Genomic DNA, 25,270 nt, shown 5'->3' with positions numbered 1-25,270 from the left:
CGATGCGCACCCTCGGCATCGATCTGGCCTCCCAGCCCGAGCGCACCGCGATGGCGACGCTCGACTGGTCTCCTGCCGGTGCGACGGTCATCGACGTCCGCACCACGGTCACCGACGAGATGATCCTGGACGCATTGCGTGCCGCCGACCGGACCGGCATCGATGCGCCGTTCGGCTGGCCCGATGCTTTTGTCGACGTGGTGTCGGCACATCACATCTACGACAGCGCGAGCGAGAACGAGTTGTTCACCGAACCCGGCGTCACTCGCTTCGTACGGCGGATGACCGATGAATGGGTACGCGCCAGAACGGGTTTGGTCCCGTTGAGCGTGTCGGCCGACCGCATCGCCTACGTCGCACTGAGGGCGGTCCGCCTACTCGCCCGGGCCGATGACCCCGGATTCGACGCCGGCCGAGTGAACGGCACCGCGGTCGAGGCGTACCCGGCTGCGGCGCTGAAGATCTGGGGATTGAGCCACAACCGGTACAAGGGAAAGACCAACCACCAGGTCCTCGCCCGGCTCATCGACGATCTGTGCGATCTCGCACCCTGGCTCGATTTCGGGCCCCACCGTGCGTTGTGCACTGTCAGTGACGACGCCTTCGACGCGGTGGTCACCGCAATGATCGCGCGCGCAGCGGCGCTCGGTATGACCGAATTGCCCGATGCGGCGGGCACGCTCGTAGCCGAACGCGAAGGCTGGATTCACGTGCCCAACCAACCATTGGGAGCGCTGGCGCCCAGCTGAGGGCTCGAGACGCTATCCGTCCTGCGAGTCCAGCTTGGCGGCTATGTCGGATTGGAAACCACCGGTTGCCAACGGTCCCCATCTGGTCGGGGTCACCCGAATCAACGACTTGTTCTGCAATCGCATTGCGGCCCGGTACTCGTCCCAGTCGGGATGCTCGCCGGAGATGCTGCGGAAGTAGTCGACCAAGGCGTCCTCGGCCTCTGGCATGTTCAGGACCTCCGCGGTGCCGTCGACCTGCACCCAGGCACCATTCCAATCATCTGACACCACGCAGACGCTGACGTTCTCGTCCCGGCTCGCATTGTTGGCCTTGGCGCGACCCGGGTACGTCGAGATCACGATGCGCCCCTGGTCATCGACCCCGCCGGTCACCGGCGAGAGCTGTGGGCCACCGTTTTTTCGGACGGTGCTGAGCAGCATCTTGTGCCGCGGCCGGATGAAATCCAGCAGGGCAGCGAGATCGACGTCGGTGTTCGTTGCAACTGTGCGGGCCATGCCGTCCACCCTAGCCGCGGTGTATTGGCCACCGTCTACCCGAATCCGCCTCCGACATCGTGAGGCCCAGCGCGCGGAAATCTACAACTCCGCCCGCAACTCCCGCTTCAACAGCTTTCCGCTCTGGTTCCTCGGAAGCTCGTCCACGAACACAACGCGTTTGGGGACCTTGAACGGAGCGATCTGCTCTTTGACGTGGGCGATCAGGTCCTCGGCCGCGACCTCACCGGCATCAGAGCGCAGCACGACCACCGCGGTGATCGCCTCGATCCACTTGTCGTCCGGGGTTCCGACCACCGCGACCTCTGCGACCCCTGGATGGGTGTAGATCACGTCTTCAACCTCACGCGAGGCCACGAGGATGCCGCCGGTGTTGATCACGTCCTTGATCCTGTCGACCACCGTGATGTAGCCCTCGGCATCACGCGTGACCAGGTCGCCGGAGTGAAACCAGCCGTCCCGGAATGCTTCTGCAGTCGCGTCAGGATTGTCCCAGTAACCCTGGCACAGCTGAGGCGAACGGTAGAGCACCTCACCGGCGGTCCCGTCAGGGACGTCGTTGCCCTCCGTGTCGACGACACGAGTCTCGACGAAAAACACCGCCTTGCCGCAGGAAGCCGGGCGCTCGGCGTGATCTTCCGGCTGCAGAACCGTTGCCAGCGGACCGATTTCGGATTGGCCGAAGCAGTTGTAGAACTTGATTGCCGGGTAGCGTTCCCGCAGCCGGCCCAGCACCGTCACCGGCATGATCGAGGCGCCGTACTGTGCCTTCGTCAGCGACGACAGATCCCGGGTATCGAGGTCCGGATGCCCGGCCAGCGGCACCCACACCGTCGGCGCCAGGAACAGGGAGCCGATCCTCTCCTGTTCGATCAGCCGCAGGATCTCAGGGATGTTCGGGGTCTCCATCAAGCTGACAGTCGCGCCCACCGCCAGGTACGGGAGCATGAACACATGCATTCCCGCAGAGTGGTACAGCGGCATCGCGATCAGCGGGTTGTCAGCCGCGGTGAACGACAGCGCGATCACCGACGACACGTATTCGGCCACCATGCCACCGTGGGTCATCATGGCGCCCTTGGGCTTCGAGGTGGTTCCCGAGGTGTACAGCAGCTGCACCAACGTTGATTCGTCGACGTCGGCGGACACCACCGGCACCTCCCCTGCCGACACCGCATCGAGGAGTGACCCCTCCTCGTCCCGCAAGGTGATGACCTGGTCGATCCCCAGCTCGTCCGCGACAACCGTCAGGTTCCCCCGCAGCGCAGGGTCGACCAGTACAGCGCGACTGCCGGAGTTCTGGATCAGGTACGTCAACTCCCCTTCCTTCAACGCGTAGTTGACGGGGACGTGGATCAAACCTCCACGTGCACAGGCGAGAAACCCGATCACATAGGCATCGGAGTTGGTGCCGTAGGCCGCTATCCGGTCGCCACCGACAAACCCGAGAGACAGCAGGTGCGCGGCGGCCCGCGTCACTGCTGCATCGAGTTCGGAGTACGTCCACGATCGATCGCCGAACCGGAGCGCAGTGCGGTCCGGAAACTGTGCGGCGGATCTCCGTAATACACCGTCGACGGTGCTGGCCCGCAGTAGTGAACTCATGGCCCAAACTTTATAGGAACTCCTAGTAACGGCGGGAGCACTCGCCGATCTCGACGTACGTTGCGCCACGCTCTTTTCTCCTGAAAAGTGGGCAACCGTGCCAACATCGACTCTCATCCGCCGCGCGCGCCTGGTTCCGGTACGAACGAACGCTGCACCGGACTCTCCTGTCGACATCAGGATCAGCGATGGTGTCGTCACGGAAGTCGGTGCCGATCTGCGTCCGGGCCCGGATGACAACGTTCTCGACGCCGCCGGACGCTGGGCAGTTCCCGGCCTGTGGGATGCGCACGTCCATCTGACCGCATGGGCGCAGTCCCGGGCAAAACTCGATGTCTCTGGGACCGCGAGCGCCCTCGAGGTGACCCGGATCGTCGCCGACCATGTCGCATCCCTGCCGTCGCCGTGGCAGGGCGGAGCGATCGTCGGCTACGGATTTCGTCCCGCGACCTGGCCCGCCGCCCCCACTGTCGCCGAACTCGACGCGGTCAGCGGCGCGCATCCGGTGATCCTCGGCAGCGCCGACATCCATACCGGCTGGGTGAACTCCAAAGCACTGGCACTTTTGGGCGTCGGGCCCCGCACGGGTCCGCTGCTCGAGGGCGAGTGGTTCGATCTACAGCCCGCCGTTGCCCGGCTGACCGCCGCCGGCGGCGACGCCGACCTCATGCTCCGGGCCGCCGTCGCCGACGCCGCAGCCGTCGGTGTGGTCGGTGTGGTCGACTTCGAGATGGCCGCGAACCACCTCGACTGGCCACGCCGCTTCGACGCCGGGATCGACCAACTGCGCGTGCGCCCGGTCACCTACGCGGAGCACCTCGACGACGCCATCGCCGCAGGTCTGCGCACCGGCGCCGAGTTCTCATCCGGCGGCGGGTTGCTGACCCAGGGCTCGCTGAAGATCTTCTCCGACGGGTCGCTCAACACCAGGACCGCCTACTGCTGTGAACCGTATGCCGATGCCCATGCCCTGGAATCCCCACGTGGCCAACGGGTGTACTCGCTCGCTGAGCTGGAGGCCCTGCTCACCCGCGGGCGCCGCGGCGGCTTCGACATCGCGTTGCACGCCATCGGTGATGCGGCCGTCGATCAGGCACTCACCGCATTCGAGTCGACCGGCACCCGCGGCTCCATCGAACATGCGCAGCTGATCCGGCTCGAAGATGTCGCCCGGATGCGTGCGCTGGGAGTCCGCGCCAGCGTGCAACCTGGTCACCTCCTCGACGACCGCGACGTCACGAACCAATGCTGGCCCGACCGCGCCGACCGCTGTTTCGCGTTACGGTCGATGCTCGACGGTGGGGTCGAGCTGGCCCTCGGTTCCGACGCGCCGGTGTCACCTCTTGACCCGTGGGGTGCCATGGCCGCCGCCGTCCACCGCGCGAGCGGCGACGACGATCCCTGGAATCCCGACGAATCGCTGACCGCCGCACAGGCGCTCGCGGCCAGCACCGATGGTCAGGGCACGATCGTTGTGGGGAGTCGAGGGGACGTCGTCCTCGTCGACGAAGATCCGCTGAGATCCACCGGCAGCACCGCGGACACCGCACACCTGCTCAGGAACATCGGAGTCGCGGCGACGGTGGTCGCAGGCCGGGTCACCCATCTGGCGATGTGATGATGTTGCCTTGCAAACCGGCAAATATCGAGCGCCCGAGGGCACATACCCCTCGACGGGCCCCTATTTGCCGGTTTTCAGGGCAGCCCTCGGTGAGCGCGCTCGGTTCGCACCGGCGACGCCGCAAGGGTTAGGTTTTCCCGTGCCCACTTCCAAGCCCGTCCTGCATTCGCAGATGCCCCCAGCGACGGTGCGTTCACTACTCCGCTCCCCGTCTCAGTTGCGTCGCGAGATCCTTGCCGGACTCGTTGTCGCACTGGCGCTGATCCCCGAAGCGATCTCGTTCTCGATCATCGCCGGGGTCGATCCACGGGTCGGTCTCTTCGCGTCTTTCACCATGGCTGTGACCATTGCGTTCGTCGGTGGTCGCCCTGCGATGATCTCCGCGGCGACGGGTGCCGTCGCGCTGGTCGTCGCCCCGGTGGTCAGCAAGTACGGTCTCGACTACCTGATCGCGACAGTGCTGCTCGCAGGGCTTCTACAGATCGTCTTGAGTCTGATCGGCATCGCCAAGCTGATGCGCTTCGTGCCGCGCAGTGTGATGACCGGATTCGTCAACGCTCTCGCCATCCTCATCTTCATCGCACAACTACCTCACCTGTTCGGCGACGACATACCGTGGCTCGTCTACCCACTCGTCGCGGTCGGATTGGCGATCATCGTGCTGCTGCCCAGGATCACGTCGGCGGTACCGTCACCGCTCATCGCCATCCTGCTCATCACCGGCGTCGTCACCGTTTTCGGCTGGAGCGTCCCGACCGTCGAGGACGAGGGCGCGCTCCCCGATTCGCTGCCGTCGCTTCTGTTGCCCGATGTGCCGTGGACGATGCACACCCTCTCGGTGATCGCGCCGTACGCCCTCGCCATGGCGCTGGTCGGTTTGATGGAGTCGTTGATGACCGCGAAGCTGGTCGACGACATCACCGACACGCACTCGAACAAGACCCGGGAGGGCTGGGGCCAGGGCATCGCGAACCTGGTCACGGGTTTCTTCGGCGGCATGGGCGGTTGCGCGATGATCGGGCAGACGATGATCAACGTCAAGCAATCCGGGGCCCGCACCCGATTGTCGACATTCCTGGCAGGCGTCTTCCTGCTGATCCTCGTGGTGGTGCTCGGCGACGTCGTCGGCGTGATCCCGATGGCAGCTCTGGTCGCGGTGATGATCATGGTGTCGGTCGGCACCTTCGACTGGCACAGCATCCATCCGCGGACGTTACGCATCATGCCGATCGCCGAGACCACGGTCATGGTGGTGACAGTGGCCGCCACCGTCGCCACCGAGAACCTCGCGATTGGTGTCGTGCTGGGTGTGCTGACCGCGATGGTGATGTTCGCGCGGCGAGTAGCACATCTGACGTCGGTCGATGCGGCCACAGAGGTCGACGACAGCGGCGTGGAACCGGCCGAGGTGCGTCGGTATCGGGTACGCGGCGAACTGTTCTTCGCCTCCAGCAACGATCTCGTCTACCAGTTCGACTACGCCGGCGACCCGAATACCGTGATCATCGACCTCAGCGACGCCGACGTCTGGGATGCCTCGACCGTGGCAAGTCTCGACGCCGTGCTCGGCAAGTACCGCGCACAGGGCAAGACTGCCACCATCGTCGGACTCGAGGGCCCGAGCCTGGAGCGGCTCGAGCGGTTGTCGGGCCGGCTCGGCGCCGTCGACTGACGTCAGTCCTCGAGTTTGAACCCGATCTTCAAAGTGACCTGGAAGTGCGCGATCTCGCCGTTCTCGACGTGGCCGCGGGTTTCCTTGACCTCGAACCAGTCGACGTTGCGCAACGACTTGTTGGCCCTGGTGACTGCACCCTTGATGGCATCGTCGGTGCTGACCGTCGAAGTACCGACGATTTCGGTGACCCGGTAGACGCTGTCGCTCATGTGCTTCTCGATTCTGTTGTGCCGGTGATCGATCGCTTACACACTCCAACGTTACTGATCGAAGGCGGACGCGGCGGCGATCACGCAACATCCGTCGCAACCCGACGGGCCGGGGATGATCGAGCCGGCGGCGCTGCCAGCGGGGATGCCCGAGGAGAACTGTCAGCTGATTGTTGTCAATATTCACGACCTCCGTGGTTTGCTGCGACCAACAGTCCTGGGAGCGGACGGCTTTCAAGTGTTACCGCGTCGCCGCACCCTGAGACGACCGCCCGGCGGCGTCGGTCCTGAAGACGCGCGTCTGGTTTTGCAGTTACGATTCGCCCATGGGCACCCGCGTCCACCGATCCCTGCCGGCGTTCGGAGACGCCGTGCGTCGGCGTGACCCTGGATTCGATGCCCTCCGCCGCGCGATCCGGCCGGCGATCGTCGTTCCTGTCGGTGCCGCGATCGCCGTGCAGTTGGGCGGCGCACAGACCCCGCTGTTCACCATCTTCGGCTCGTTCGCACTCCTTGTGCTCGTCGACTTCCCTGGCACACGGGGACGCCGGGCAGTGAGCTACACGGTGCTGGCCGTGGTGGGCTACGCATTCATCTCGGCTGCCACGTTCTTGGCGAAGCCAGGCTGGCTCGGTGCGCTGTCGATGCTTGTGGTGGGCGTGGTCGTCTCCTACGCGGCGATTCTCAGTTCCAGTTTCTCGGCGGCGCAGCGGGCTGCCTTGTTGCTCTTCGTGTTGCCGGTCGCCTCCCCAGCGGGACCGCTGTCGGACCGGTTGCTCGGCTGGACTCTCGCACTCGTCTTCAGCGTCCCCGCAGCGCTGTTCTTGTTGCCGCCTCGGCACCACGACGAACTCCGCGAGCGGGCCCGCGACGTATGCGCCGGCCTCGCCGGCTACCTCGATTCGCGATCTGCCGACGCTGATCCTGACGACATCGCCGCAGCCATGGACCGGCTGCGTCAGATCTATCTCGGCACCGATACCCGGCCATCCGGACTGACCGCAGGCAGTCGGGCACTGATCCGAGTGGTCGACGATCTCGAATGGCTCACCTCGCAGGTGAGCAAACCCCAGGCACCACTGCCAGACCCCATGCGCGAGCACGCAGTCAGCGTCTTGCAGCGCTCGGCCGACGTGCTCACCACCGACACCGCGGCGTCGCGGGCTGCGCTCAGCGACGCCGTGGCCGCACTGACATCGCTGCTGCACAACCGGTTCGGGGCCCACATCGAGTTGATCGTCGCCGACGAGAGCGAGACAGACGCCGAGTCGACCGGCGTGCGGTTGCTGAGCGCCCACACGGTCTGCAGCACGATCGCCCTGATCGGACGTACGGTCGCGTGGGCCTCGGCCGCCGATGCACGGCCGATGGTCAGCAAGATCCTGGGCGGTCAGTTGCCGCCAACGGGTATGGCCGATCTCGTCCTCTCCGAATATGCCGCAACCCGGATGTCGGTGTCGTCCACGGTGATCAAGGACTCTGTCATCGCCCGCAACGCGCTGCGTACCGGGTTCGGCCTGGCCGCTGCGGTCGCGCTCATCCATGTCGTGCCTGTGCAACACGGCTTCTGGGTCGTTCTCGGAGCGATGTCGGTCCTGCGGACCAGCGCGCTGACCACCGGATCCAATGTCGCGCGAGCCGTGCTCGGCACCGCCGCCGGCTTCGTGGTGGGCGCTCTCATCGTCACCGCACTGGGTACGAACGAGGTCGCCTTGTGGATTGCGCTGCCGATAGCAGCATTCGGCGCCGCGTACATCCCCAAGGTCATCTCGTTCGCTGCCGGGCAGGCGGCGTTCACCGTTCTGGTCATCACTCTGTTCAACGTGCTCGACCCGACCGGCTGGCGGATCGGATTGATCAGGGTCGAGGACATCGCGATCGGATGCGCGGTCGCGGTCGTCGTGTCGGTGGTGATGTGGCCGCGAGGTGTGGCGGCCACGGCGCGGGCAGCGATCGACAGTGCCCAAGATGTATTCGTGCGTTACCTGGTGGCGGTCACCACCAGGATCACCGCTGGTTCGACACCCGCCGGTGAGACCGAGATCGAAGACCTGCGCGCACAAGGCCTGCTGGCATATCGCGCAGCCGACGACGCTGCGCGCCAATACCTTTCCGAAACCGGAACTGCCGTCGAGAAGCGGACCCCAGTGGTGCGGGCCGTGAGCCGGGCCAATCGGTTGCGCGTTGTCGCCGATTCGATCGCCGACCTCACCCCCACCGCGACCCCGGCCGACACCGGCCCCCGACTGTGCGCGGTGATCGACGCCCATGCCTCCCGGATCGGCGCGGTGGGGGTCGACGGCGCGGGGAGGATTGCGGCTGAAGCCGTTGCCGCTCTGCGTGCCGACACCGAGGAGAACGGCATCAGCGTCGCCCAGGCCCGTCCTCTCATCGCCACCACGGCCTATCTCGGCGAGCTCGAGCTCGTCGAGTCACCGGCACTCGCATCTGACGCGGCACTTACCGAATAAATCGGTTGCCCGCACCTATCTGGGTGCTCAACACTGTCCTGACCTGCACAACCACCCCGGCTCAGCAGGGTTTGGCAGAAAGTTTGCCAATACTGTCAATTCAGCCACTGTTGGCAAGAAGTTTTTGAACGGATAGTTACTGCCATGGAACTCTTGGTGATCTTCGGACCGGCCGTTGTGGTCGGATTGATTGCGACGTACCAGAATCGGTCGTCGCTCGGGGCGCCTCACGGCGTCGGGTTCGAGCCGGATTCCGGCCGCGCCCAGCTGGAACTGGAATTGGTGAACCGGCGCGAGACGGTCAGCCATGCGCGATGAGCTCACGCGTCGGCAGACATCTGCCCTGACCGCAGAGATCGAACTTCTCAGGTCATTCAAACCATATGCAGCCCTCCGCAGTTCGCTCGATTGGCGTTTTCCGGGCACCCGCGACATCAGCCCGTTCGTGTCGCTCCGCGGCCTCACCGGGTACAGCGATGACGTGGCGCGCGACATCGTCGAGACGGCCACCGCCGGACTCGGACTTCGGTTCGGCGACGACCAGATTGCCGCCTTCGGGACCCACCTGGCCGACCTCGCCGACCTGATCGACCATGCGGTCGCCGGCCGGCTGAACCGCCTGTATCGAGCCACCTCTCGCCGACGTCCCACTTCTCAGCCCCACCCTTGACGGGCAAGATGCGCTCTCAGGACTCCTCGAGCCTGAGGCGCCGACTGATGCGCGCGAACTCCGGCGGTCTTGTATGAAGGAGTGGTCTGGACCGCATCTCGTGGTCGCGTTCGGACAGCAGAGACGAGAGGTCTGCCTGACATGACTACGCCTGAGATCGACCCCACCGTCCCGCCGAGCGGGACCGGCTGCCTCGACTGCGAAGGCACCGGTGGATGGTGGTTCCATCTGCGCCGATGCACCAGTTGTGGGCACATCGGTTGCTGCGACGACTCGCTGTCCCGACATGCGTCGAAGCATGCGACGGAGAGCGGTCACCCGATCATCCGTTCCTTCGAACCCGGTGAGGATTAGTTCTGGAACTACGAGACCAACGACTACTACAACGGACCCGCGTTGGCGCCCCCGCAGTCGCGACCTGCCGACGAAACCGCACCGGGCCCCAAAGGGCACGTTCCCGAGAACTGGGTGAGTCTGCTGCAGAACCGATCCGACTGATCGCGAGATAGTCGAGATCCGGCACAGCCGGCGGTCAGTGCACCTCGGCTGCCTTGACCGCGAACGCCGTCGCGAAGTCCTCGCTTGGCTCGATCGGCGTGATGACATCGATGAGGATTCCCTCCGGGCCGGCCACGATGAAGTGGCGCTGACCGAAATCCTCCGACCGGATCGGCAGCAAGGCCTCGAGTGGCCCGTCGGTCACCAGCCGCCGATACTCGGCGTCCACATCGTCGACCTCGAGATTGAGCAACACGCCTGCCGACACGTATCCGCCGCGGCCGTCGGGAATCGTCTCGTGCGAGGCGTCGAGCACCGCGAGTTCGAACTGATCGCGTCGCATGCTCACGTACCAGTCCGCCTCGAAGGTGACGTCGAACACCAGATGGTCGCGGAAGAAGCGCGCGGTCGCGGCTACATCGCTGGTCATCAGGACGGGATAGAAGCTGGTCAGTGCCATGACGATTCTCCTTAGAAACTTTGTGTATGTATATTCGCATTTCTATACATACACGGCGTATGTATAGTTTGGCAACGGGTGAGAATTCGGAAAGGTGTGGTTCATGGGAAGGGCGAGCAAAGAGCAGAGCGAGTTGACCGCGGCGCGCATCCTCGACGTCGCGATCGACGCCTTCGGTTCCCGCGGATTCACCGCGGTCAGCCTGGAAGACGTGGCTGCGGCCGCCGAGGTGACCAGAGGTGCTGTCTACCACCACTTCCGCAGCAAGTCGGGTCTGTTCCGGGCGGTGCACGCCGAGACGCAGCGTCGCGTCGGCCAGGCGGTCGACGACGCGACATCCGGCATCGGTGACCCATGGGAGGCACTGGAGACCGGCTGCCACACGTTCCTCGAGGCGAGTGTGCGGGCGGACCGACGACAGATCATGCTCATCGACGCGCCCTCGGTCTTGGGCTGGGATGTCTGGCGAGCCCAAGACGCCGACAACTCCGGGCGATTGCTGCTGGCGGTTCTCACCAAACTCGACACCGCCGGTCTCCTCGACGTCGCGTCGGTCCCAGCGGCCAACGCGCTTCTGACCGGTGCGATGAACGAAGCTGCACTGTGGATCGCGGCGTCGGAAGCACCTGCTCAGAGCACCGAGGACGCCTGGCGCACCCTCCGCAAGATCGTGCGGTCGCTCCACTCCTGAGACGACGTTGTCGGAGCCCGGAGGCACCATGGCCGCACCAGAGTTTCCGGCGAGAGAGAGGTGCCCATGACCATCGTGGTGACAACTCCGACCGGACGCGTGGGATCACGCGTCGCGGAGTTACTGATCCAGGCAGGCGAACGTCCACGTCTGCTGGCCCGTGACGCCGAACGCGTCGATCCGGCTCTACGCAGATTCAGCGAGATAGTCGAGGTCGACCTCGGCGAGGCTGAGGACGTGGCCGCCGCCTGCGCGGGCGCAGACACCCTCTACTGGGTCGATCCGCCCACCACCGACGACGACCCGATCGCCGGTTACGACCGGATGGGAGCCAGCGCTGCGCACGCGGTCGAGAACAGCAGCGTCAGCCGCGTCGTGTTCCAGAGCAGCGTTGGCGCCGAGGCGCGCGGCGGGTTCGGCGAGATCGACGGCCTCGGTGCCACCGAAGAGCGATTGAACGCGACCGGCGCCGACGTGACGCATCTTCGGTGCGGATATTTCTTCAGCAATCTGCTCATGGATCTCGACTCACTGCGCGCGGGTCATCTGTTCACCACCCTCCCGCTAGGGCAGGCCCTACCGTTCGTCGATCCCAGGGACATCGGGGATGTCGCAGCAGCGCTGTTGCTGTCCAGATCCTGGTCAGGCCGCCGGACACAGGGTGTGCATGGCCCTAAGGACCTGTCGTTCACCGACGTCGCGACCACGCTCACCCAGACCCTTGGACAACAGATCACCGCGGTGCAGGTCAGTGATGACGACGTCGCGCAGCAACTCGGTGGACTCGGCATGACTGCCGCGCAGGTCGACGGCATCGTCGGCATGATGCGCGGCACCCGCGAAGACTTCATTGCCGAGGATCCTCGCGACATCCGCACCACCACCCCGACAACACTTGCGGCGTGGAGTTTTTCGACGTTGCGGCCGGCATTCCTTGGTTGACCGGGCACGTCGGCATCCGGTGGCCGTAGCCTACGGGTGAGATTTTGCCGCCGAGAGGACCCCGATGCCCACCGAATTCGACCTGCTGCCCGACAACGCGAACGAGATCGGCCTCCCGCCGTCTCCATTGCCGGCAGTGACGCGCGTCGGCACCGAGGTCGACGGTCACCTTGTGAGCGCATTGAAGTGGACCGCGGACTCGCCCCGGATCGTCCTGCTGCACGGAGGCGGCCAGAACGCGCACACCTGGGACAGTGTCCTGCTCGCCCTCGGCGTACCGGCGCTGGCCATAGACCTTCCGGGACATGGTCATTCGGCCTGGCGCGACGACCATGACTATCGCCCGCTCCCCAACGCTCCGTTGGTTGCCGCAACGATCCGCGAGCACGCGCCCGATGCCGAACTCGTGGTGGGGATGTCGCTGGGTGGACTGACGACGATCGCGATCGCGGCACAACATCCCGATCTCATCTCGCGGGCGGTCCTCGTCGACGTCAGTCCCGAGTCGCCGAGGCGGTTCGAGCAGCTCAGTGGCAAGGACCGGGGCACCGTCGCCCTGGCCGGCGGGGGTCCGGACACCTTTGACGACCTCGACGAGCTGATCGAGTTGACGGCGACGGCCGCACCCAACCGGAGCAGGTCCTCGATCCGCCGGGGAGTCATCCACAACACCCGCCGGCTCCCCGACGGGCGCTGGCAGTGGCGTTACGACCGCATGCGGGAGAACATCGATTCCGAGCCCCTCTGGGACGCCCTCTCCGCGACCACGATTCCGTACACGCTGGTGCGCGGAGGAGCCTCCCACTTCGTGGCCGATGCCGATGTCGACGAGTACCGGCGCCGACTGCCCGACATCGACGTCATCACCGTTCCGGGATCCGGCCACTCCGTGCAGAGCGATGCCCCACTCGAACTGGCGGACATCATCCGCGCCGTGCTCGACAAGGCCTGACAGCAACCCACCGGACTCCGTCGCCGCCGCAGCAATGGTGTGAGCACCACGGATCGCCCGAGCCGGTCAATCGCTACACCGGGTAGAACAACGCTCGCCACAAACTCTTTCGCGATACTCTCGTTCCGACCTGTGCAGATCAGCGCGGTCTCAGGTGGTGCGTCAAGCGCCGACGAGGGGAGTCATCGATGGCGGCCGAGATCGTCGACAAGGCGCCGCCCAAGGCGAAGTTGGTACTCGGCACCCTGATCTTGGTGGCCGGTGTCGCCAACATCAACCTCGCGGTGGCCAACGTCGCGTTGCCCGACATCGGAGAGGCGTTCGACGCCAGTGCCGTGGGCCTCAATCTTGTCGCCGTCGGCTACTCGCTGGGGCTGGCTGCCTCGGTCCTGTACTTCGGCGCTCTCGGCGACCGGCACGGACGCAAGCGGATGCTCGTCATCGGCATGAGCCTGTCGATCCCGGCATCGCTGATCGCCGGCTTCGCGCCCAGCATCGAGGTGCTCTTCGCAGGTCGGCTCCTCGGCGGTATAGCTGCGGGCCTCGCCTATCCGACCACCCTCGCGATCATCACCGCTTTGTGGCAAGGGGCCAGCCGCACCAAGGCAATTGCCGCGTGGTCAGCACTCGGTGGCGCGATCTCGGCGCTCGGGCCGGTGCTCTCGGGCGGGCTGCTCGAGATCTTCAGTTGGCATTCGGTCTTCCTGGTGACCATGCCGCTCGCGGTGATCGCCCTGGTCGCCGCGTGGAGGTTGGTGCCTGCGGACGGTGGAGACGCCAGCGAGAAAGTCGACAACCTCGGCGGTGTCTTCTCGATCCTGTTCATCGGCGCGATGGTGCTGTGCCTCAACTTCCTCCCCATGGCCGGCGCAGGTCTGGCCGCCGCGATCCTCGGTGCGGTGTCGGTGAGTGCGGGCATCGCCTTCTTCATCCGCCAGCGCCACGCGAGTACCCCACTGTTCGATCTCAAGATCGCGGCTCGCCCGACCTTCTGGGTCGCGGCCATGGGTGGTGTCGTGGTCTTCGGCACCCTGATGGGCGCCATGTACATCGGCCAGCAGTACCTGCAGAACGTTCTGCACTACTCGACGCTGGCCGCGGGCTCTTCGGTCCTGCCTGCTGCGATCAGCATGGTGGCGGTGGCACCGTTCTCGGCACGCCTGGTGGAGGCCCGCGGATCCCGGCTGACATTGCTCCTCGGAATCGCGATCATCGCCGTCGGCATGGTCGCGGCCATGGTCCTGTGGACCGAGACAGCACACTACTGGCGGGTCGCCTTCGTCTACATCTGTATCGGGCTCGGGGTCGGCATTGCAGGCACTCCGGCGTCGCGCTCACTCACCGGATCTGTACCGCTGTCCCGGGCGGGCATGGCCTCAGGAATGTCCGACCTCCAGCGCGACCTCGGCGGGGCCATCATGCAGTCGATCCTCGGTGCCATCCTCACCGCCGGCTACGCACACAATCTCTCGAAACAGATCGCGGGGTCGCCGGACGCGAGCACCATCCCCGACCAGACGCAGGCAGCTCTGACCAAGTCGTTCTCCAGCGCCGAGGATCTGGCCGCGCGCTACCCCGACCACGCCGACGAAATTCTGTCCGCGGCTCGAGAAGCCTTCGTACACGGCGACTTCCTGGCCTACGGCGCCGCGATCGGCGTAGTCCTGGTCGGCGGACTCGTGGTGTTGTTCTGCTACCCGAACGCCGCCAGAGAGCGCGAGCTGATGAAGGAGTATGCGGCGGAGAAACGCTGATTTCACAGCGAGCTCGGTGTATTTCGATAGCACGTCCTCTTCTTAGATGTGAAAAGTAAATAGCAACCGGGATCATCTGTCGCGGTGAATATCTCGCATACCTCGAATTGTCACAGTCGGTGTGTCAAGCTCTGCGTCAACACTTGACGGCGGGAACAGAATGAACTTGAGAGCATCGGTAAGCTCCCTACTCTTGGCCGCGGCGACCGCGGCCCTACTGATGCCGATCGCCGCGTCGGCATCACCTGCCGGGACAACGATCGACGACCTCACCCCGAAGCTCAGCGAGTCCGACTCCGGTTACACAGTCTCGCTTGGCTTCACCAACTTGACCGACGCGCCGATCATGCTTCGGGCCGTGCCGATCGCAGCTGACGTCGGTTGTGCAATCGAACTGAGCCCGGCCACCGTCCCGGCGGCCACCCACCAATCGGTGACTGCCGCGGTTCCCTCCACCTGCCCAGTGGAGAAGGACGGTTTTGACTTCAATGTCATATCGGATACCGAGCAGCGTTTTGATATAGCGTCAGAGATCGAGCCATCGACCACCCCCGACTGGTACATGCTTCTTGCCTTTCCCACCGCACTGGCCGTTGTCGCCGCGGTTCTGCTGATCGCGCTTCATTTGTGGACGCCGCATATCGGACGGCCAACACATGGCGACCCAGATTTGAACAAGCCCAGGCTGCGATGGGAACTGAAGTATTTGGGCGCGACTTACAATTTCCGCGACGGTTGGGTCACCAACACCACTGCGTTGCTCGGCGTGTTCACCGCCATCTTTGGCACCACTGACGCGGCCACAGCCCTATTCGGCGACGACGCGAAGGAGTCGCTCAATCTCGCGATAGTCTCGGCTGGAATCGCACTCGCTTTCATCGGTGCCGCACCACTCATCCTGGTCGCACTCAAACGGACGCGTGTCGAAATGGTAGACGTGCCTGGCGCCGAGCCTGCGGCGAAAGCACCGCTGGACGTCGAGACGGACGAAGTCTACGGTTTCGTTGTCGCTTCGACTTTCACCATCGCTGGGGCTTTGGGTCAACTCTTCATATTCTGGCAGCTCTCTGAAGGACTGAATCTCCCGCGGTTGTTGAACTGGGTGCCGTTCGCGGTTTTTGCATTCACCGTGGTGATCTTGGGAATGTTCGCAGTCACAACGATGTGGTCGACCATTCGAAGAGGAATCACCAAACCGGTAGCTGTCGAATCCGACACCATCCTGGCCGCAAGATTGCTTGCAACCGCCATCAAACCTGATGCGGTCAACACTTTCGTTCAGGCCCTACCGCCGGATACGATCTGGCCCTTGACGAGCTCTGGAGACTCCGGGGGCGCACCTCACCAACCGGGCACGCTCATGTAGGTCTCACCGGGCTAGGCACAGGGCTCAGGTTTCCTTGCGACCCCGCCAGATCCGTTCGAAAGGGAGTCGCCACGCGTGCGGAGCGATGAGCTGGTGAATCGCGTTCGGACCCCACGAGCCCTGGTCGTAGCTACGCACCGGCGGCGGATTCTCGAGCAACGGAGCCGAGACCTCCCAAAGCCTTTCGATACCCTCCGCGGTCGTGAAGAGGGTGTGGTCGTTCTTCATCGCGTCGAGGATCAGTCGCTCGTAGGCCTCCAGCACGAGTCCGACCTGATCGGTGTCCTGCATCGCGAACTGCAGACTCAGCTTGTCGAGCTTCATACCTGGGCCGGGCTTCTTGCCGTAGAACGACAGCGACACCTTGAACGCGTCGGCGAGGTCGAAGGTCAGGTGATCCGGGCCATGTTGTCCCACACCGGATCCCTCCGGGAACATACTCTTCGGCGGCTCGTGGAAAGCGATGGAGATGATGCGCTGGCCTTCACCGAGACTCTTGCCGGTGCGCAGATAGAACGGGACGCCGGCCCAGCGCCAGTTGTCGATCTCGGCCTTGAGCGCCACGAAGGTCTCGGTCTCGGACTCCGGGGCCACCCCGGGCTCATCGCGGTAACCCGCGTACTGACCGCGCACCACGTTGTGGGGATCGAGCGGCCGCATCGACCGGAAGACCTTGTTCTTCTCCTCACCGATGGGGCCAGGGGCCAACGCGGTCGGCGGTTCCATGGCGACGAACGCGAGGATCTGGAACAGGTGGGTCACCACCATGTCCCGGAATGCACCGGTCGACTCGTAGAAGTGTGAACGCCCCTCGAGCGACAGCTTTTCCGGCACGTCGATCTGGATGTAGTCGATGAAGTTCCGGTTCCAGATCGGTTCGAACAGACCGTTGGCGAACCGGAAGGCGAGAATGTTCTGCGCCGATTCCTTGCCGAGGAAATGGTCGATACGGAAGATCTGTTCTTCTTTGAACCACTGGTGGATCGACGCATTCAGTGCCACCGCGCTGTCATGGTCGGTACCGAACGGCTTCTCCATGATCACGCGCGATCGTTTCACGAGATTCGCCTCGTGCAGCATCTCGAGAACCGCCATCGCGGCCTTGGGCGGGACGCTCAGATAGTGCAGCATCCGGGCCTCGCTGCCGAGCACGTCGAGTTGCTCCCGCACCGCTGCGGCCAGCGCCTCGGCGCCCTCACCCTGCGGAACGTAGGTCAAGGTCGCACCGAACTCGGCGGCGGCCTCCGGGGTGAACACCCGGCTGGAGAACTCACTGCACGCCTTGACCCCGATCTCCCGGAAGCCTTCGCTGTCCATGTCGTCGAGCGAGGTTCCGACGATCCGCATCGGCGGGGCAAGTTTCGACATGAACAGGTGAAACAGCCCGGGCAGGAGTTTGCGGCGCGCCAGATCGCCTGTGGCCCCGAACAACACGACGACGTGCGGGGAGAGTTCCCGCTTCTCTTTTGCCCCGCGGGGCTCGATCACATCGGTCACACCGTTGATCGTCCCACTTTCGCACCGTTCGGGCGCGACAACCGGATCAGCCGACCGCGCGCGCCACGTTCGTGAGTGATGCGAAGACCGCCGAGTAGTCCGCGGCTGCCTTCTTGATGAAGTCGTCGAGCTGCGGCAGATCGTCGATCACGAAGTACAGCCCACGGCCGGGTATCGCGGCACCCAGCTCGAGCAACAGCGGCGCGAGAGTTGTCTGCGGAGCCAATGAGTGCGTCAGGTCGCCACCCGTGAACACCGGGATCGCCACCACACCCTTGAGGCCGTCGGTGCCGTACTGATCGAGGAAAGCCTTCAGCAGACCGGTGTATGACGCCTTGTAGGTAGGGGTGGCGAAGATGACCAGATGACTGGCCGCCACCGACGTCTTCGCGGCGGTGACCTTCTCCGAGCCCCACTGAAACAATTCGTCGGCAAGATCGGCGAGTTCGATGACCTCGAGGTCGTAGGTTCCCTCGGCGAGTAATGCCGGGACCAGCGCCTCGGCGACGGTACGGGTCCGCGACTGCGGCTTCGGATTTCCTACGACTACAGAGACCTTCACAGGGTCGGACATCAGGTTGTCAGCTCCAGACTTCATCGTGGTGGGTATGGGTCGGCAGGTAGGCACCGGGCCCGAACTTCTGATCGTAGAAACCTCGGTCGAGGTTCTGCGCTTGCAGGTACATCAGCACATGAATGGTCGGCACGGTGCCGGGCAGCTTCCCGAACCGCTGGTAGATGTACTCGGCCTGCAGGGTGACGAGCTCTTGAAGACCCTGTGCCGGAAGATATTTCGACCGCACCTTCGGCGAATCCGACCACGGTCCCGGGGTGTCCGGATGTCCGGGGCCACCGGGGCCGAACTTGCGCTGGTAGTACTTCTCGACGCCGGCGGTGACCGAGTCGACGAAGGGTGGCACGAGGGTCTCGAACACCCCCTCGAGCCCGGTCGCATTCGGGAATGGCCAGCGATCGTCGGTGTCGTACGAGAATCCCAGACCCGGCGCCTTCGGATCGCCACTGGCACCGAGGACACTGAGCCGGTCGAGGCCGTCGAACATCCAACCGCCCAGGCCCAGCCCCTGCAGGAGCAGTACGCCGGTGTTGGTGGCGGTCGCCAGCTCGGCGCTCGCCTCGGCCAGCGTGTATTGCTCGACAAACGAGAGCGGCACCGGATCGTCGAAATGCGCCAGCGAGGAGAACTTCTCGATGCCGGGGATGGGGTTGTCGTGCACGTCGTCGTAGATGACATATCCGTTGGCGGCAAAGAAGTTGAGGTTGGCCACCAGATGCTCGGAGAGATCGGCGACAGGGAACGCCAGCAGACTGCCGGGCCAGTTCGCGATCCAGGTGTTGTGGCCTTCCATGTACGGCTCTTCCCGCGGCAGCACCAATCGCTCTGACGACAGCTGCCGATAGCTGTCGGCGGTCGAGGAGATCCAGGATTCGAGATCGGCCGGCTCTGCGGCGCGGTTTTGTTGCGGCGCCGCATCGCGCGAGCCGAAGAAGTAGGTTCCCGAGTCATCGGTGAAGAACAACTGGCTCGTGTGAAGGGCCGCCGCCGACGGGAACGTCCTACCGCCCGCCGACCCCGGGTAGTTGGGCACGTTCGGCGCATACCCGGGATGGCGTGTGATCCCGTAGTTCCAGCCCGTCACCCCGGCCAGAACACTCACGATGAGTGCGCGCTCGACGTCCGTGATCGAGCGTGGAGGCTCGGTCGATTCGTAGGCCAGCGGCCCGTCCGGGATACTGCCACCCACGGGGAATCTCCGCGAACGGCGACCTACGATCGCGTCGATCAGTGGAAACTGCCCCAGTTCGGCCAGCGCCTTACGGTGTTGCTCCGAGATCTCCAAAGTCATTCTTGTAGTCCCAACACGAACTCGACGATATCCCCGGCGACCTCCGCGTGCCCCACATCATTGAGCAGGTCGTGCCTGATGCCCGGATAGACGATGAGGTCGGCGCCCGCGATCTGAGCGAAACTCCGGGCGACCGATACCGGCACCACCGGGTCGTCGCCGCCGTGTAGAACAATCGTCTTCACCGGCAGCGGACCGGTCAGCCGGCCCCAGGGGGCCGGAAGGTCCTGGCCGAAGAACACGGTCAGATCGGGTTCGGGAAGGCCGAACGGATCGTTGATGAGCTGGTCGACGTAGAACGGATCGGCTGACAGTGCCTCGGGGGTGAGTTCCAGTTCACCCTGGGGTTCCCACGATGCCAACGGACCGCCGCTGATCACCAGACCGTCGATGGCAGCCAGTGTCTCGTCGGCGATGACTGTCGCAGCCGTGGCGCCCAGGCTGTGCCCGATGACGACCAGCGGGAAATCGGTGCGCGCATGCTCGATGAGCCGTGCGCCCGCCTGCGCCAACTCTGCGATCGGCGCGGCCTGACCGCGCTCGCCGGACGAGAGGCCATGGCCTGGTTGATCGATCGCATAGGTCGAGATGCCCTCGGCGGCAAGCGCGAAGGCCAGCCGGTGATACAGGTTGCTGCTCTCTCCGATTCCGTGCAGCAAGACCACCGTTGCGCGTGGCTGTTCAGCAGGCCAATGGCGGTAGTAGAGGGCCGGTTCCGTGTCTGAACTGGTCGGAACCAGCGGCATGACGACTCCCAGCGCTCTCTGCGGCCGGCGGTGGTGCCGAACCGTCGGTGACATTACGACAGCATCGGGGCGTTGCCACGGGTTTGAGTCCGTGAGAGTTTTGGTCTTTCGTCCACAGAATCAGTGCGCTCGGGGTTGACTTCACGTTGACTTGAGGTTCCACCATCGAGAGATGAGCAGCACTGACATGAGCGCCCCTGCGCTGAGCACGACTTCATCCACCATCGATCTCGACGCCTACTTCAAACGGGTCGGGCACGCTGGATCGGCCGCACCGACCCTGGAGACCCTGCACGCACTGGTGGCCGCGCACACCCGCACTATCCCGTTCGAGACCATAGACCCACTGATGGGGGTTCCGGTCATGGATCTCGGTGCCGGCGCACTGTTCGAAAAGCTGGTCAGCCGTGGTCGCGGCGGCTACTGCTACGAGCAGAACGGCCTGATGCGGTACGTGTTGGCGGAATTGGGGTTCACGGTCGAGGCGTTCGCCGGCCGCGTGGTGTGGATGATGCCCGCGGACGCACCGATGCCGGCCCGCACACATCAGGTGTTGTCGGTGACCGTCCCGGGCACCGGGCTCGAGTATCTCGTCGACGTCGGTTTCGGCGGTCAAACGCTGTCGTCGCCGATTCGCATGATTCTCGACGAGGCACAGCCGACTCGGCACGAGCCGTACCGCATCGTTCGACACGGCGACGAATCAATGCTCCAGGCACTGGTGCGCGACGCGTGGCGACCCCTATACACCTTCGCCCCGACCCCCGTGCCGCAGATCGACCTCGAGGTCGGCAGTTGGTATGTGTCGACTCATCCCGCCTCGGGGTTTGTCGTCGGGATGACGGTCGCTCGGATCACCGACGATGCCCGCTGGAACCTTCGTGGACGAAATCTTTCCGTGCACGGCCGCGACGGGACCTCGACGAAAACGGTTCTGCAGTCATCCGCCGAGGTCGTCGAGCTCCTCGACCACCGATTCGGCATCAACTTGACCGGCATCGACGGACTCGAGCAGCGGGTGGCTCAGGTTCTCGACACCTAGGATGTGACCCATTCGTGGGTTCAATGAAGCAAATCAGCGATGCTTTGTGCTTAAGGTAGGCCCACTTACGTTAGAAAGGGTGTGCCATGACCTCCGACCCGAACCCGGCGCCGACCAACCATCCCGGCGTGGGCGATCACGAAACCGCCTTTGCCGTCGGCTCCAGGGTGGTGATCGACGAGGGAAGGTCCGGGAAGATCGTCGATGACTTCGGGCCTCCCGTGGAAGGCTCGGCCGTCGACCTCGGGGGAGGCCACGAGACCAGGCCCAGGCGCTGGGCAGTCGCCCTCGACGACGGGGACCTCGTATTCGTGGACGACGATGGTCTCGAACCGGAAGGCGACGGTCCCGCTACGCTCAAGGGGTGAACCTTCTCGGATACGCAGCGGGTGAAATCGTTCGTGGCGAGGGCCGCGGGGCCCCGATGGGATTTCCCACCGCGAACATCGCCGCCGAAGACGAAAGCCGGATTCCTGAGGACGGCGTCTACTTCGGCTGGTTTTCCCTGGCGGACGGCGATCCGCCCCGGGGTTCCCTGCACCCGGGCACCTGGCTGCCGGCCCTCGTCTCGGTCGGCGAGAACCCGACCTTCGACGGCCGCGAACGCACGGTCGAGGCTTATGTCATCGACTTCGACGAGGATCTGTACGGCGCGAATGCGATCACCGAGCTCACCCACCTCGTACGCAAGCAGGAACAGTTCAACTCGATTGACGAACTGATCGTTGCGATGAACGGCGACAAGGCCTCCGCGCGGACGTTGATGTCGCAGTACCCCACTCGGCCGCAGCAGTCCTGACCCGCCTGATCATCCCCGGCGCGCTGCCTCACAGTTCGGTGACCCCTCGGCCATTGCTGCCGAGTTGGCCGCCGGCGCGACGTTGTGCCGCACCGCATTTCCTGCGCTGACACCTGCCGCGATCGCTCGGATCGCACTCCAGAACTTCTGTACCGCTTGGCGGTTCTCTGTACCCATGCATCGATCATGGGGTACGGCCGGCGCGTTCGACAGTGGCACCAATGCCTATGATCGCTAAGATAGTGACATGAGCAAAACTGACAATGCCGGGCCGCGGCGGGTGGCCGTCCTCGCGTATGACGGGATGACGGCGTTCGAGATGGGGATTGCCGCAGAGATCTTCGGACTCTCGGAATTGTCTGATCTCTTCTGGCCCGGGGTCGGTCAGCCCTGGTACGAGCTCAGGCTGTGCACCGAAACTCGGGACAGGGTGCGCGTCGTGGGTGGCGCCACACTGCGCACACCGCACGGACTCAGCGAGCTTGCTGCCGCACATACCGTGATCATCCCGAGTGTCGCGGATGTGCGCGCTCCCGCCTCACCGCGACTCGTCGACGCCGTCCGAGAGGCTGCAGACCGCGGCGCCCGGGTCGTCTCATTCTGTTCCGGCGCGTTTGTCCTCGCTGCCGCCGGCCTCCTCGACGGCAAGAGGGCAACCACCCACTGGCGCTACACCACGATGCTCCAAGAGCGCTATCCCGCAATTGATGTCGATCCGCGACCACTCTACGTCGACGAGGGCTCGGTGTTGACGAGTGCCGGGTGTTCAGCCGGCCTCGACCTCTCACTACATCTCGTCCGCTGCGACTACGGTCCGCAGATCGCAAACGATGTCGCCCGGAGCCTGGTGGCCGCGCCTCATCGGTCCGGGGGCCAGGCGCAGTACGTCGAGAGTCCGATACCTGCCCTCGACGGCGACAACGCCATCACCGACGGTATGAATTGGGCCTTGGCACACATAGATTCACCGATCAGTCTTGATGAATTGGCAGACCGGGCGATGTTGTCCAGGCGCAGTTATCTGCGGCAGTTCACCAAAACCACCGGGACCACCCCGATCAAATGGTTGATCGCGCGGCGCATCGACACCAGCCTGGAACTGCTCGAGACATCAGACCTCCCGGTCGAGCGCATCGCAGGAATGGTCGGATTCGGGTCGGTCGTGACCTTCCGTCATCACTTCACCCGCATCATGAACACCTCACCCAGTGAGTATCGGAGCACCTTCACCGCCGCCTGACACCTCGCCGCGTTCGGACACCCTACGATGTCCACGTCCCGGCTGCGATCGTCTGCCGCGCAACATGTTCGACGACGGCACCTACCCCAGACTCGGCGTAGACCCGGCGTTGCTGGTCCGCGCCGTTGCCCTCCGCGAACACGCTTGCCACCCCGTCCCGGACAGCCGTTCCCTCGCCTAAGACATCGAGGGCGTCCGAGATGTGCTCGATGAGAGCATCTACAACCGACCTGGCGGCAACCATGTCTCCGCTGAATGGGTCGACCAACGAACCTGCGATACCGTCGCGGGCGGCGCGCCACTTGCCGAGGCGCACAAGCTCCCGATCAATGGTCGGGTGGGCAGGCCTGCCCTGGTCGATCGCGGCCAACTCGGTCATCACCAATGCGCGGACAACGGTTGCGTACAAGACGGTTTCGGACGCGGTGGCCGGTACGTCGGCGACTCTGACCTCGACCGTCGGATAGTCCCGTGACGGTCGTACGTCCCAGTAGATCATTCCCTTGTCGAGTGCTGCACCAACCGTGAGCAGGCGGGTGACCGCAGCGTCGTAGTCGGACTCCGAATCGAAGTGTGGCGGAGATCCGGCGCTGGGCCATCGCGACCAGAGAACCGTTCGCCAACTGCTGTAGCCGGAGTCGACTCCGTCGTGGATCGCCGAGTTCGTCGTGAGTGCCAGCAACACCGGAAGCCAGGGACGCAGTGCGTTGCCGACGGCGATGGCACGAGCACGGTCCGGAACCGCGACATGGACGTGGCATCCGCTGACACCCTGTTCGCGAGCGAGCAGCCCGAAGTTGTCCGCGATGCGCCCATAGCGTTCGTTGGCAGACACCGGACGGGCATCACCGGCCGCGGGCGGTACCCCACAGGCCAGCACCCGGCCGCCCACCTCTCGCGCGGCGAGGTCGGCTGTCCGCCGGCTGCTGACCACGAACCTGCTCAGCTCCTCCGCCGTGTTCAGGATGGGTGACGCGGTCTCGATCTGGCACGGGGTCAGTTCGAGATCGAGATCCAGACCCAGGGAGTTCGCCACATGGCGCACGGCGGTGCCCTCCATGAACGGCGCCCCGGACAGGGCGTCGACGAGTAGCAGTTCCTCCTCGACCCCAAACGTGGGCGCGGTCATCGGAAGAGCCGTTGTGTTGCCCTCGACACCCTGCTCAGAGCTGCTGTTTCCGGTCCCGACCGGTGCTGGTTTGTTTTCGAGCACTCCCACTGGGTACCCCATAACCGAACTCATCTACCGAACTCGAGAGGAGCCAAATGTCCGGAACCAAGAGAGCACAACCTCTACGGCGAAGTCTCCGCTCGAGGCTGGTCCTCCCGGTGGGATGGTCCGGGCTGCTCGCAGTGATGGCCGGTACCGCCGCTCTGGCGCTGACGCTGATCACGCTCGCCGGCGGGCACATGCAAGCCGCGTTGTTCTGCGGCTTGGCGGCCATCGGACTCAACACGTGGGCGTTCTTCGCCTACCGCGCAACCGATGCGCTCAGCGACGACCACCTCGACTACCTCAAGAGTCGCAGGGACCATGCCATATACCGCACGCACTATCCGCTCCAGGGCGAGCATGCCTCGCACTGATCGAACCCGAGGCCCTCAGATGACCAACGACGTCGAGAAGCGCTGGAACGACCCCGCAGCGTTCCGGGGCGCAGCCCTGTACGTCGTGGCGGTCGTCCTGGTCGCCGCTGTTTGGCTGGTAGTCGCGCTCACCGTCGGATCAGGGGGATTCACGTGGACGTTCGGCGTGACCGTGATCCTGCTCTGCGGCGGCATCGGCGCGCTGGTTCAGGCGTACCGAGTATGGAAACGGGCGGGTACCTGGCCGATCTGGCAAGGCGCAGGCTGGTTCCTGTTCGCGTTGATGCTCGCCTCGTTGGGACTCGCCACCTGACGCGGGTATTGATCCGCAGC

The 25,270-nt window shown here is 64.6% G+C and carries 27 protein-coding genes and 1 pseudogene; 18 read left to right on the top strand and 10 right to left on the bottom strand.

Features of this window, described 5'->3' with window-relative positions; genetic code table 11:
* The first annotated feature begins 2 nt into the window (after window positions 1–2).
* Window positions 3–749 (top strand): DUF429 domain-containing protein, encoded by a 747-nt coding sequence (locus BFL43_RS13965; RefSeq protein ID WP_084893129.1) that lies wholly within the window; start codon window positions 3–5, stop codon window positions 747–749.
* A 12-nt stretch (window positions 750–761) separates the two neighbouring features.
* Here the strand turns inward: BFL43_RS13965 and BFL43_RS13960 are convergent, their stop codons facing one another.
* Both BFL43_RS13960 and BFL43_RS13955 read right to left on the bottom strand, forming a co-directional pair.
* Window positions 762–1,247 carry a PPOX class F420-dependent oxidoreductase gene (locus tag BFL43_RS13960; protein WP_084893161.1) on the bottom strand — a complete coding sequence of 162 codons (486 nt, stop codon included), beginning with the start codon at window positions 1,245–1,247 and terminating at the stop codon, window positions 762–764.
* 81 nt (window positions 1,248–1,328) lie between these two features.
* The gene (locus BFL43_RS13955; protein ID WP_084893128.1) at window positions 1,329–2,852 is read right to left on the bottom strand and encodes an acyl-CoA synthetase; all 1,524 of its coding nucleotides are present in this window, start codon (window positions 2,850–2,852) and stop codon (window positions 1,329–1,331) included.
* 97 nt (window positions 2,853–2,949) lie between these two features.
* On the opposite strand from BFL43_RS13955, the gene BFL43_RS13950 reads away from it, so the two are divergent.
* Together BFL43_RS13950 and BFL43_RS13945 are read left to right on the top strand one after the other, a co-directional pair.
* On the top strand, window positions 2,950–4,470 hold the full coding sequence (locus BFL43_RS13950; protein ID WP_084893127.1) for an amidohydrolase family protein: 1,521 nt from the start codon (window positions 2,950–2,952) through the stop codon (window positions 4,468–4,470).
* A gap of 175 nt (window positions 4,471–4,645) precedes the next feature.
* Window positions 4,646–6,145 (top strand): SulP family inorganic anion transporter, encoded by a 1,500-nt coding sequence (locus BFL43_RS13945; RefSeq protein ID WP_084893160.1) that lies wholly within the window; start codon window positions 4,646–4,648, stop codon window positions 6,143–6,145.
* Between the two features lie 2 nt (window positions 6,146–6,147).
* Here BFL43_RS13945 and BFL43_RS13940 read toward each other — a convergent pair whose 3' ends face one another.
* Entirely contained in the window at window positions 6,148–6,357 is a 210-nt protein-coding gene (locus BFL43_RS13940; RefSeq protein WP_084893126.1) for a dodecin, read from the bottom strand.
* Window positions 6,358–6,683: 326 nt separating this feature from the next.
* Between BFL43_RS13940 and BFL43_RS13935 the strand changes: the two genes are divergently transcribed.
* The 4 genes and pseudogenes from BFL43_RS13935 to BFL43_RS13925 all read left to right on the top strand — a co-directional run bounded on the left by BFL43_RS13935 (window position 6,684) and on the right by BFL43_RS13925 (window position 9,996).
* Entirely contained in the window at window positions 6,684–8,828 is a 2,145-nt protein-coding gene (locus BFL43_RS13935) for an FUSC family protein (protein ID WP_084893125.1), read from the top strand.
* A 144-nt stretch (window positions 8,829–8,972) separates the two neighbouring features.
* The gene (locus tag BFL43_RS28975; RefSeq protein WP_168176637.1) at window positions 8,973–9,146 is read left to right on the top strand and encodes a hypothetical protein; all 174 of its coding nucleotides are present in this window, start codon (window positions 8,973–8,975) and stop codon (window positions 9,144–9,146) included.
* Entirely contained in the window at window positions 9,136–9,498 is a 363-nt protein-coding gene (locus BFL43_RS13930; protein WP_084893124.1) for a hypothetical protein, read from the top strand. The genes BFL43_RS28975 and BFL43_RS13930 overlap by 11 nt, the downstream gene beginning before the upstream one ends.
* A 141-nt stretch (window positions 9,499–9,639) precedes the next feature.
* Window positions 9,640–9,996, top strand: a pseudogene (locus BFL43_RS13925) (UBP-type zinc finger domain-containing protein).
* A 34-nt stretch (window positions 9,997–10,030) separates the two neighbouring features.
* Here the strand turns inward: BFL43_RS13925 and BFL43_RS13920 are convergent.
* Complete coding sequence (locus tag BFL43_RS13920; RefSeq protein WP_084893123.1) at window positions 10,031–10,456, bottom strand: VOC family protein; 426 nt, start codon at window positions 10,454–10,456, stop codon at window positions 10,031–10,033.
* Between the two features lie 103 nt (window positions 10,457–10,559).
* Here BFL43_RS13920 and BFL43_RS13915 point away from each other — a divergent pair, with 103 nt between their 5' ends.
* The 5 genes from BFL43_RS13915 (at window position 10,560) to BFL43_RS13895 (ending at window position 16,161) form a co-directional block, all read left to right on the top strand.
* Window positions 10,560–11,147 carry a TetR family transcriptional regulator gene (locus BFL43_RS13915; RefSeq protein ID WP_084893122.1) on the top strand — a complete coding sequence of 196 codons (588 nt, stop codon included), beginning with the start codon at window positions 10,560–10,562 and terminating at the stop codon, window positions 11,145–11,147.
* Between the two features lie 66 nt (window positions 11,148–11,213).
* Window positions 11,214–12,089, top strand: coding sequence for an NAD(P)H-binding protein (locus BFL43_RS13910; RefSeq protein WP_084893121.1), 876 nt, complete (start codon window positions 11,214–11,216; stop codon window positions 12,087–12,089).
* A 64-nt stretch (window positions 12,090–12,153) separates the two neighbouring features.
* Window positions 12,154–13,041 (top strand): alpha/beta hydrolase, encoded by an 888-nt coding sequence (locus BFL43_RS13905; RefSeq protein ID WP_084893120.1) that lies wholly within the window; start codon window positions 12,154–12,156, stop codon window positions 13,039–13,041.
* A gap of 188 nt (window positions 13,042–13,229) precedes the next feature.
* Window positions 13,230–14,795, top strand: a complete 1,566-nt coding sequence (locus BFL43_RS13900; RefSeq protein WP_084893119.1) for an MFS transporter — start codon at window positions 13,230–13,232, stop codon at window positions 14,793–14,795.
* 220 nt (window positions 14,796–15,015) lie between these two features.
* Window positions 15,016–16,161, top strand: coding sequence for a hypothetical protein (locus BFL43_RS13895; RefSeq protein WP_143695311.1), 1,146 nt, complete (start codon window positions 15,016–15,018; stop codon window positions 16,159–16,161).
* A 24-nt stretch (window positions 16,162–16,185) separates the two neighbouring features.
* On the opposite strand, the gene zwf is transcribed toward BFL43_RS13895, so the two are convergent.
* The 4 genes from zwf to BFL43_RS13875 are packed head-to-tail and all read right to left on the bottom strand — an operon-like array spanning window position 16,186 to window position 20,269.
* On the bottom strand, window positions 16,186–17,658 hold the full coding sequence (gene zwf / locus BFL43_RS13890; RefSeq protein WP_084893117.1) for a glucose-6-phosphate dehydrogenase: 1,473 nt from the start codon (window positions 17,656–17,658) through the stop codon (window positions 16,186–16,188).
* Window positions 17,659–17,704: 46 nt separating this feature from the next.
* On the bottom strand, window positions 17,705–18,256 hold the full coding sequence (locus tag BFL43_RS13885) for an NAD(P)H-dependent oxidoreductase (RefSeq protein ID WP_240498252.1): 552 nt from the start codon (window positions 18,254–18,256) through the stop codon (window positions 17,705–17,707).
* Window positions 18,240–19,523, bottom strand: coding sequence for a hypothetical protein (locus tag BFL43_RS13880; protein ID WP_084893116.1), 1,284 nt, complete (start codon window positions 19,521–19,523; stop codon window positions 18,240–18,242). Before BFL43_RS13880 ends, BFL43_RS13885 begins: the two co-directional genes overlap by 17 nt.
* Window positions 19,520–20,269 carry an alpha/beta fold hydrolase gene (locus tag BFL43_RS13875; protein ID WP_168176636.1) on the bottom strand — a complete coding sequence of 250 codons (750 nt, stop codon included), beginning with the start codon at window positions 20,267–20,269 and terminating at the stop codon, window positions 19,520–19,522. Before BFL43_RS13875 ends, BFL43_RS13880 begins: the two co-directional genes overlap by 4 nt.
* 172 nt (window positions 20,270–20,441) lie before the next feature.
* Between BFL43_RS13875 and BFL43_RS13870 the strand changes: the two genes are divergently transcribed.
* The 3 genes from BFL43_RS13870 (at window position 20,442) to BFL43_RS13860 (ending at window position 22,110) form a co-directional block, all read left to right on the top strand.
* Complete coding sequence (locus BFL43_RS13870; protein ID WP_240498251.1) at window positions 20,442–21,311, top strand: arylamine N-acetyltransferase; 870 nt, start codon at window positions 20,442–20,444, stop codon at window positions 21,309–21,311.
* 86 nt (window positions 21,312–21,397) lie between these two features.
* Window positions 21,398–21,679 carry a hypothetical protein gene (locus BFL43_RS13865; protein ID WP_240498250.1) on the top strand — a complete coding sequence of 94 codons (282 nt, stop codon included), beginning with the start codon at window positions 21,398–21,400 and terminating at the stop codon, window positions 21,677–21,679.
* Window positions 21,676–22,110 carry a riboflavin kinase gene (locus BFL43_RS13860; RefSeq protein ID WP_084893114.1) on the top strand — a complete coding sequence of 145 codons (435 nt, stop codon included), beginning with the start codon at window positions 21,676–21,678 and terminating at the stop codon, window positions 22,108–22,110. The genes BFL43_RS13865 and BFL43_RS13860 overlap by 4 nt, the downstream gene beginning before the upstream one ends.
* 9 nt (window positions 22,111–22,119) lie before the next feature.
* On the opposite strand, the gene BFL43_RS28970 is transcribed toward BFL43_RS13860, so the two are convergent.
* The gene (locus BFL43_RS28970) at window positions 22,120–22,287 is read right to left on the bottom strand and encodes a hypothetical protein (RefSeq protein ID WP_168176635.1); all 168 of its coding nucleotides are present in this window, start codon (window positions 22,285–22,287) and stop codon (window positions 22,120–22,122) included.
* Between the two features lie 70 nt (window positions 22,288–22,357).
* On the opposite strand from BFL43_RS28970, the gene BFL43_RS13855 reads away from it, so the two are divergent.
* Window positions 22,358–23,350 carry a helix-turn-helix domain-containing protein gene (locus BFL43_RS13855; protein ID WP_084893113.1) on the top strand — a complete coding sequence of 331 codons (993 nt, stop codon included), beginning with the start codon at window positions 22,358–22,360 and terminating at the stop codon, window positions 23,348–23,350.
* A 22-nt stretch (window positions 23,351–23,372) separates the two neighbouring features.
* Here BFL43_RS13855 and BFL43_RS13850 read toward each other — a convergent pair whose 3' ends face one another.
* Window positions 23,373–24,581, bottom strand: a complete 1,209-nt coding sequence (locus tag BFL43_RS13850) for a glutamate--cysteine ligase (RefSeq protein ID WP_240498249.1) — start codon at window positions 24,579–24,581, stop codon at window positions 23,373–23,375.
* A 35-nt stretch (window positions 24,582–24,616) separates the two neighbouring features.
* On the opposite strand from BFL43_RS13850, the gene BFL43_RS13845 reads away from it, so the two are divergent.
* The gene (locus BFL43_RS13845; RefSeq protein ID WP_143695310.1) at window positions 24,617–24,937 is read left to right on the top strand and encodes a hypothetical protein; all 321 of its coding nucleotides are present in this window, start codon (window positions 24,617–24,619) and stop codon (window positions 24,935–24,937) included.
* Between the two features lie 19 nt (window positions 24,938–24,956).
* The gene (locus BFL43_RS13840; protein ID WP_084893111.1) at window positions 24,957–25,250 is read left to right on the top strand and encodes a hypothetical protein; all 294 of its coding nucleotides are present in this window, start codon (window positions 24,957–24,959) and stop codon (window positions 25,248–25,250) included.
* Window positions 25,251–25,270: the final 20 nt, after the last annotated feature.

The sequence above is a fragment of the Williamsia sp. 1135 genome, from assembly GCF_002095395.1.
GTDB lineage: Bacteria > Actinomycetota > Actinomycetes > Mycobacteriales > Mycobacteriaceae > Williamsia.
Note: the sequence above shows the minus strand (reverse complement) of the source record. Positions and strands in the feature narration are given on the sequence as shown.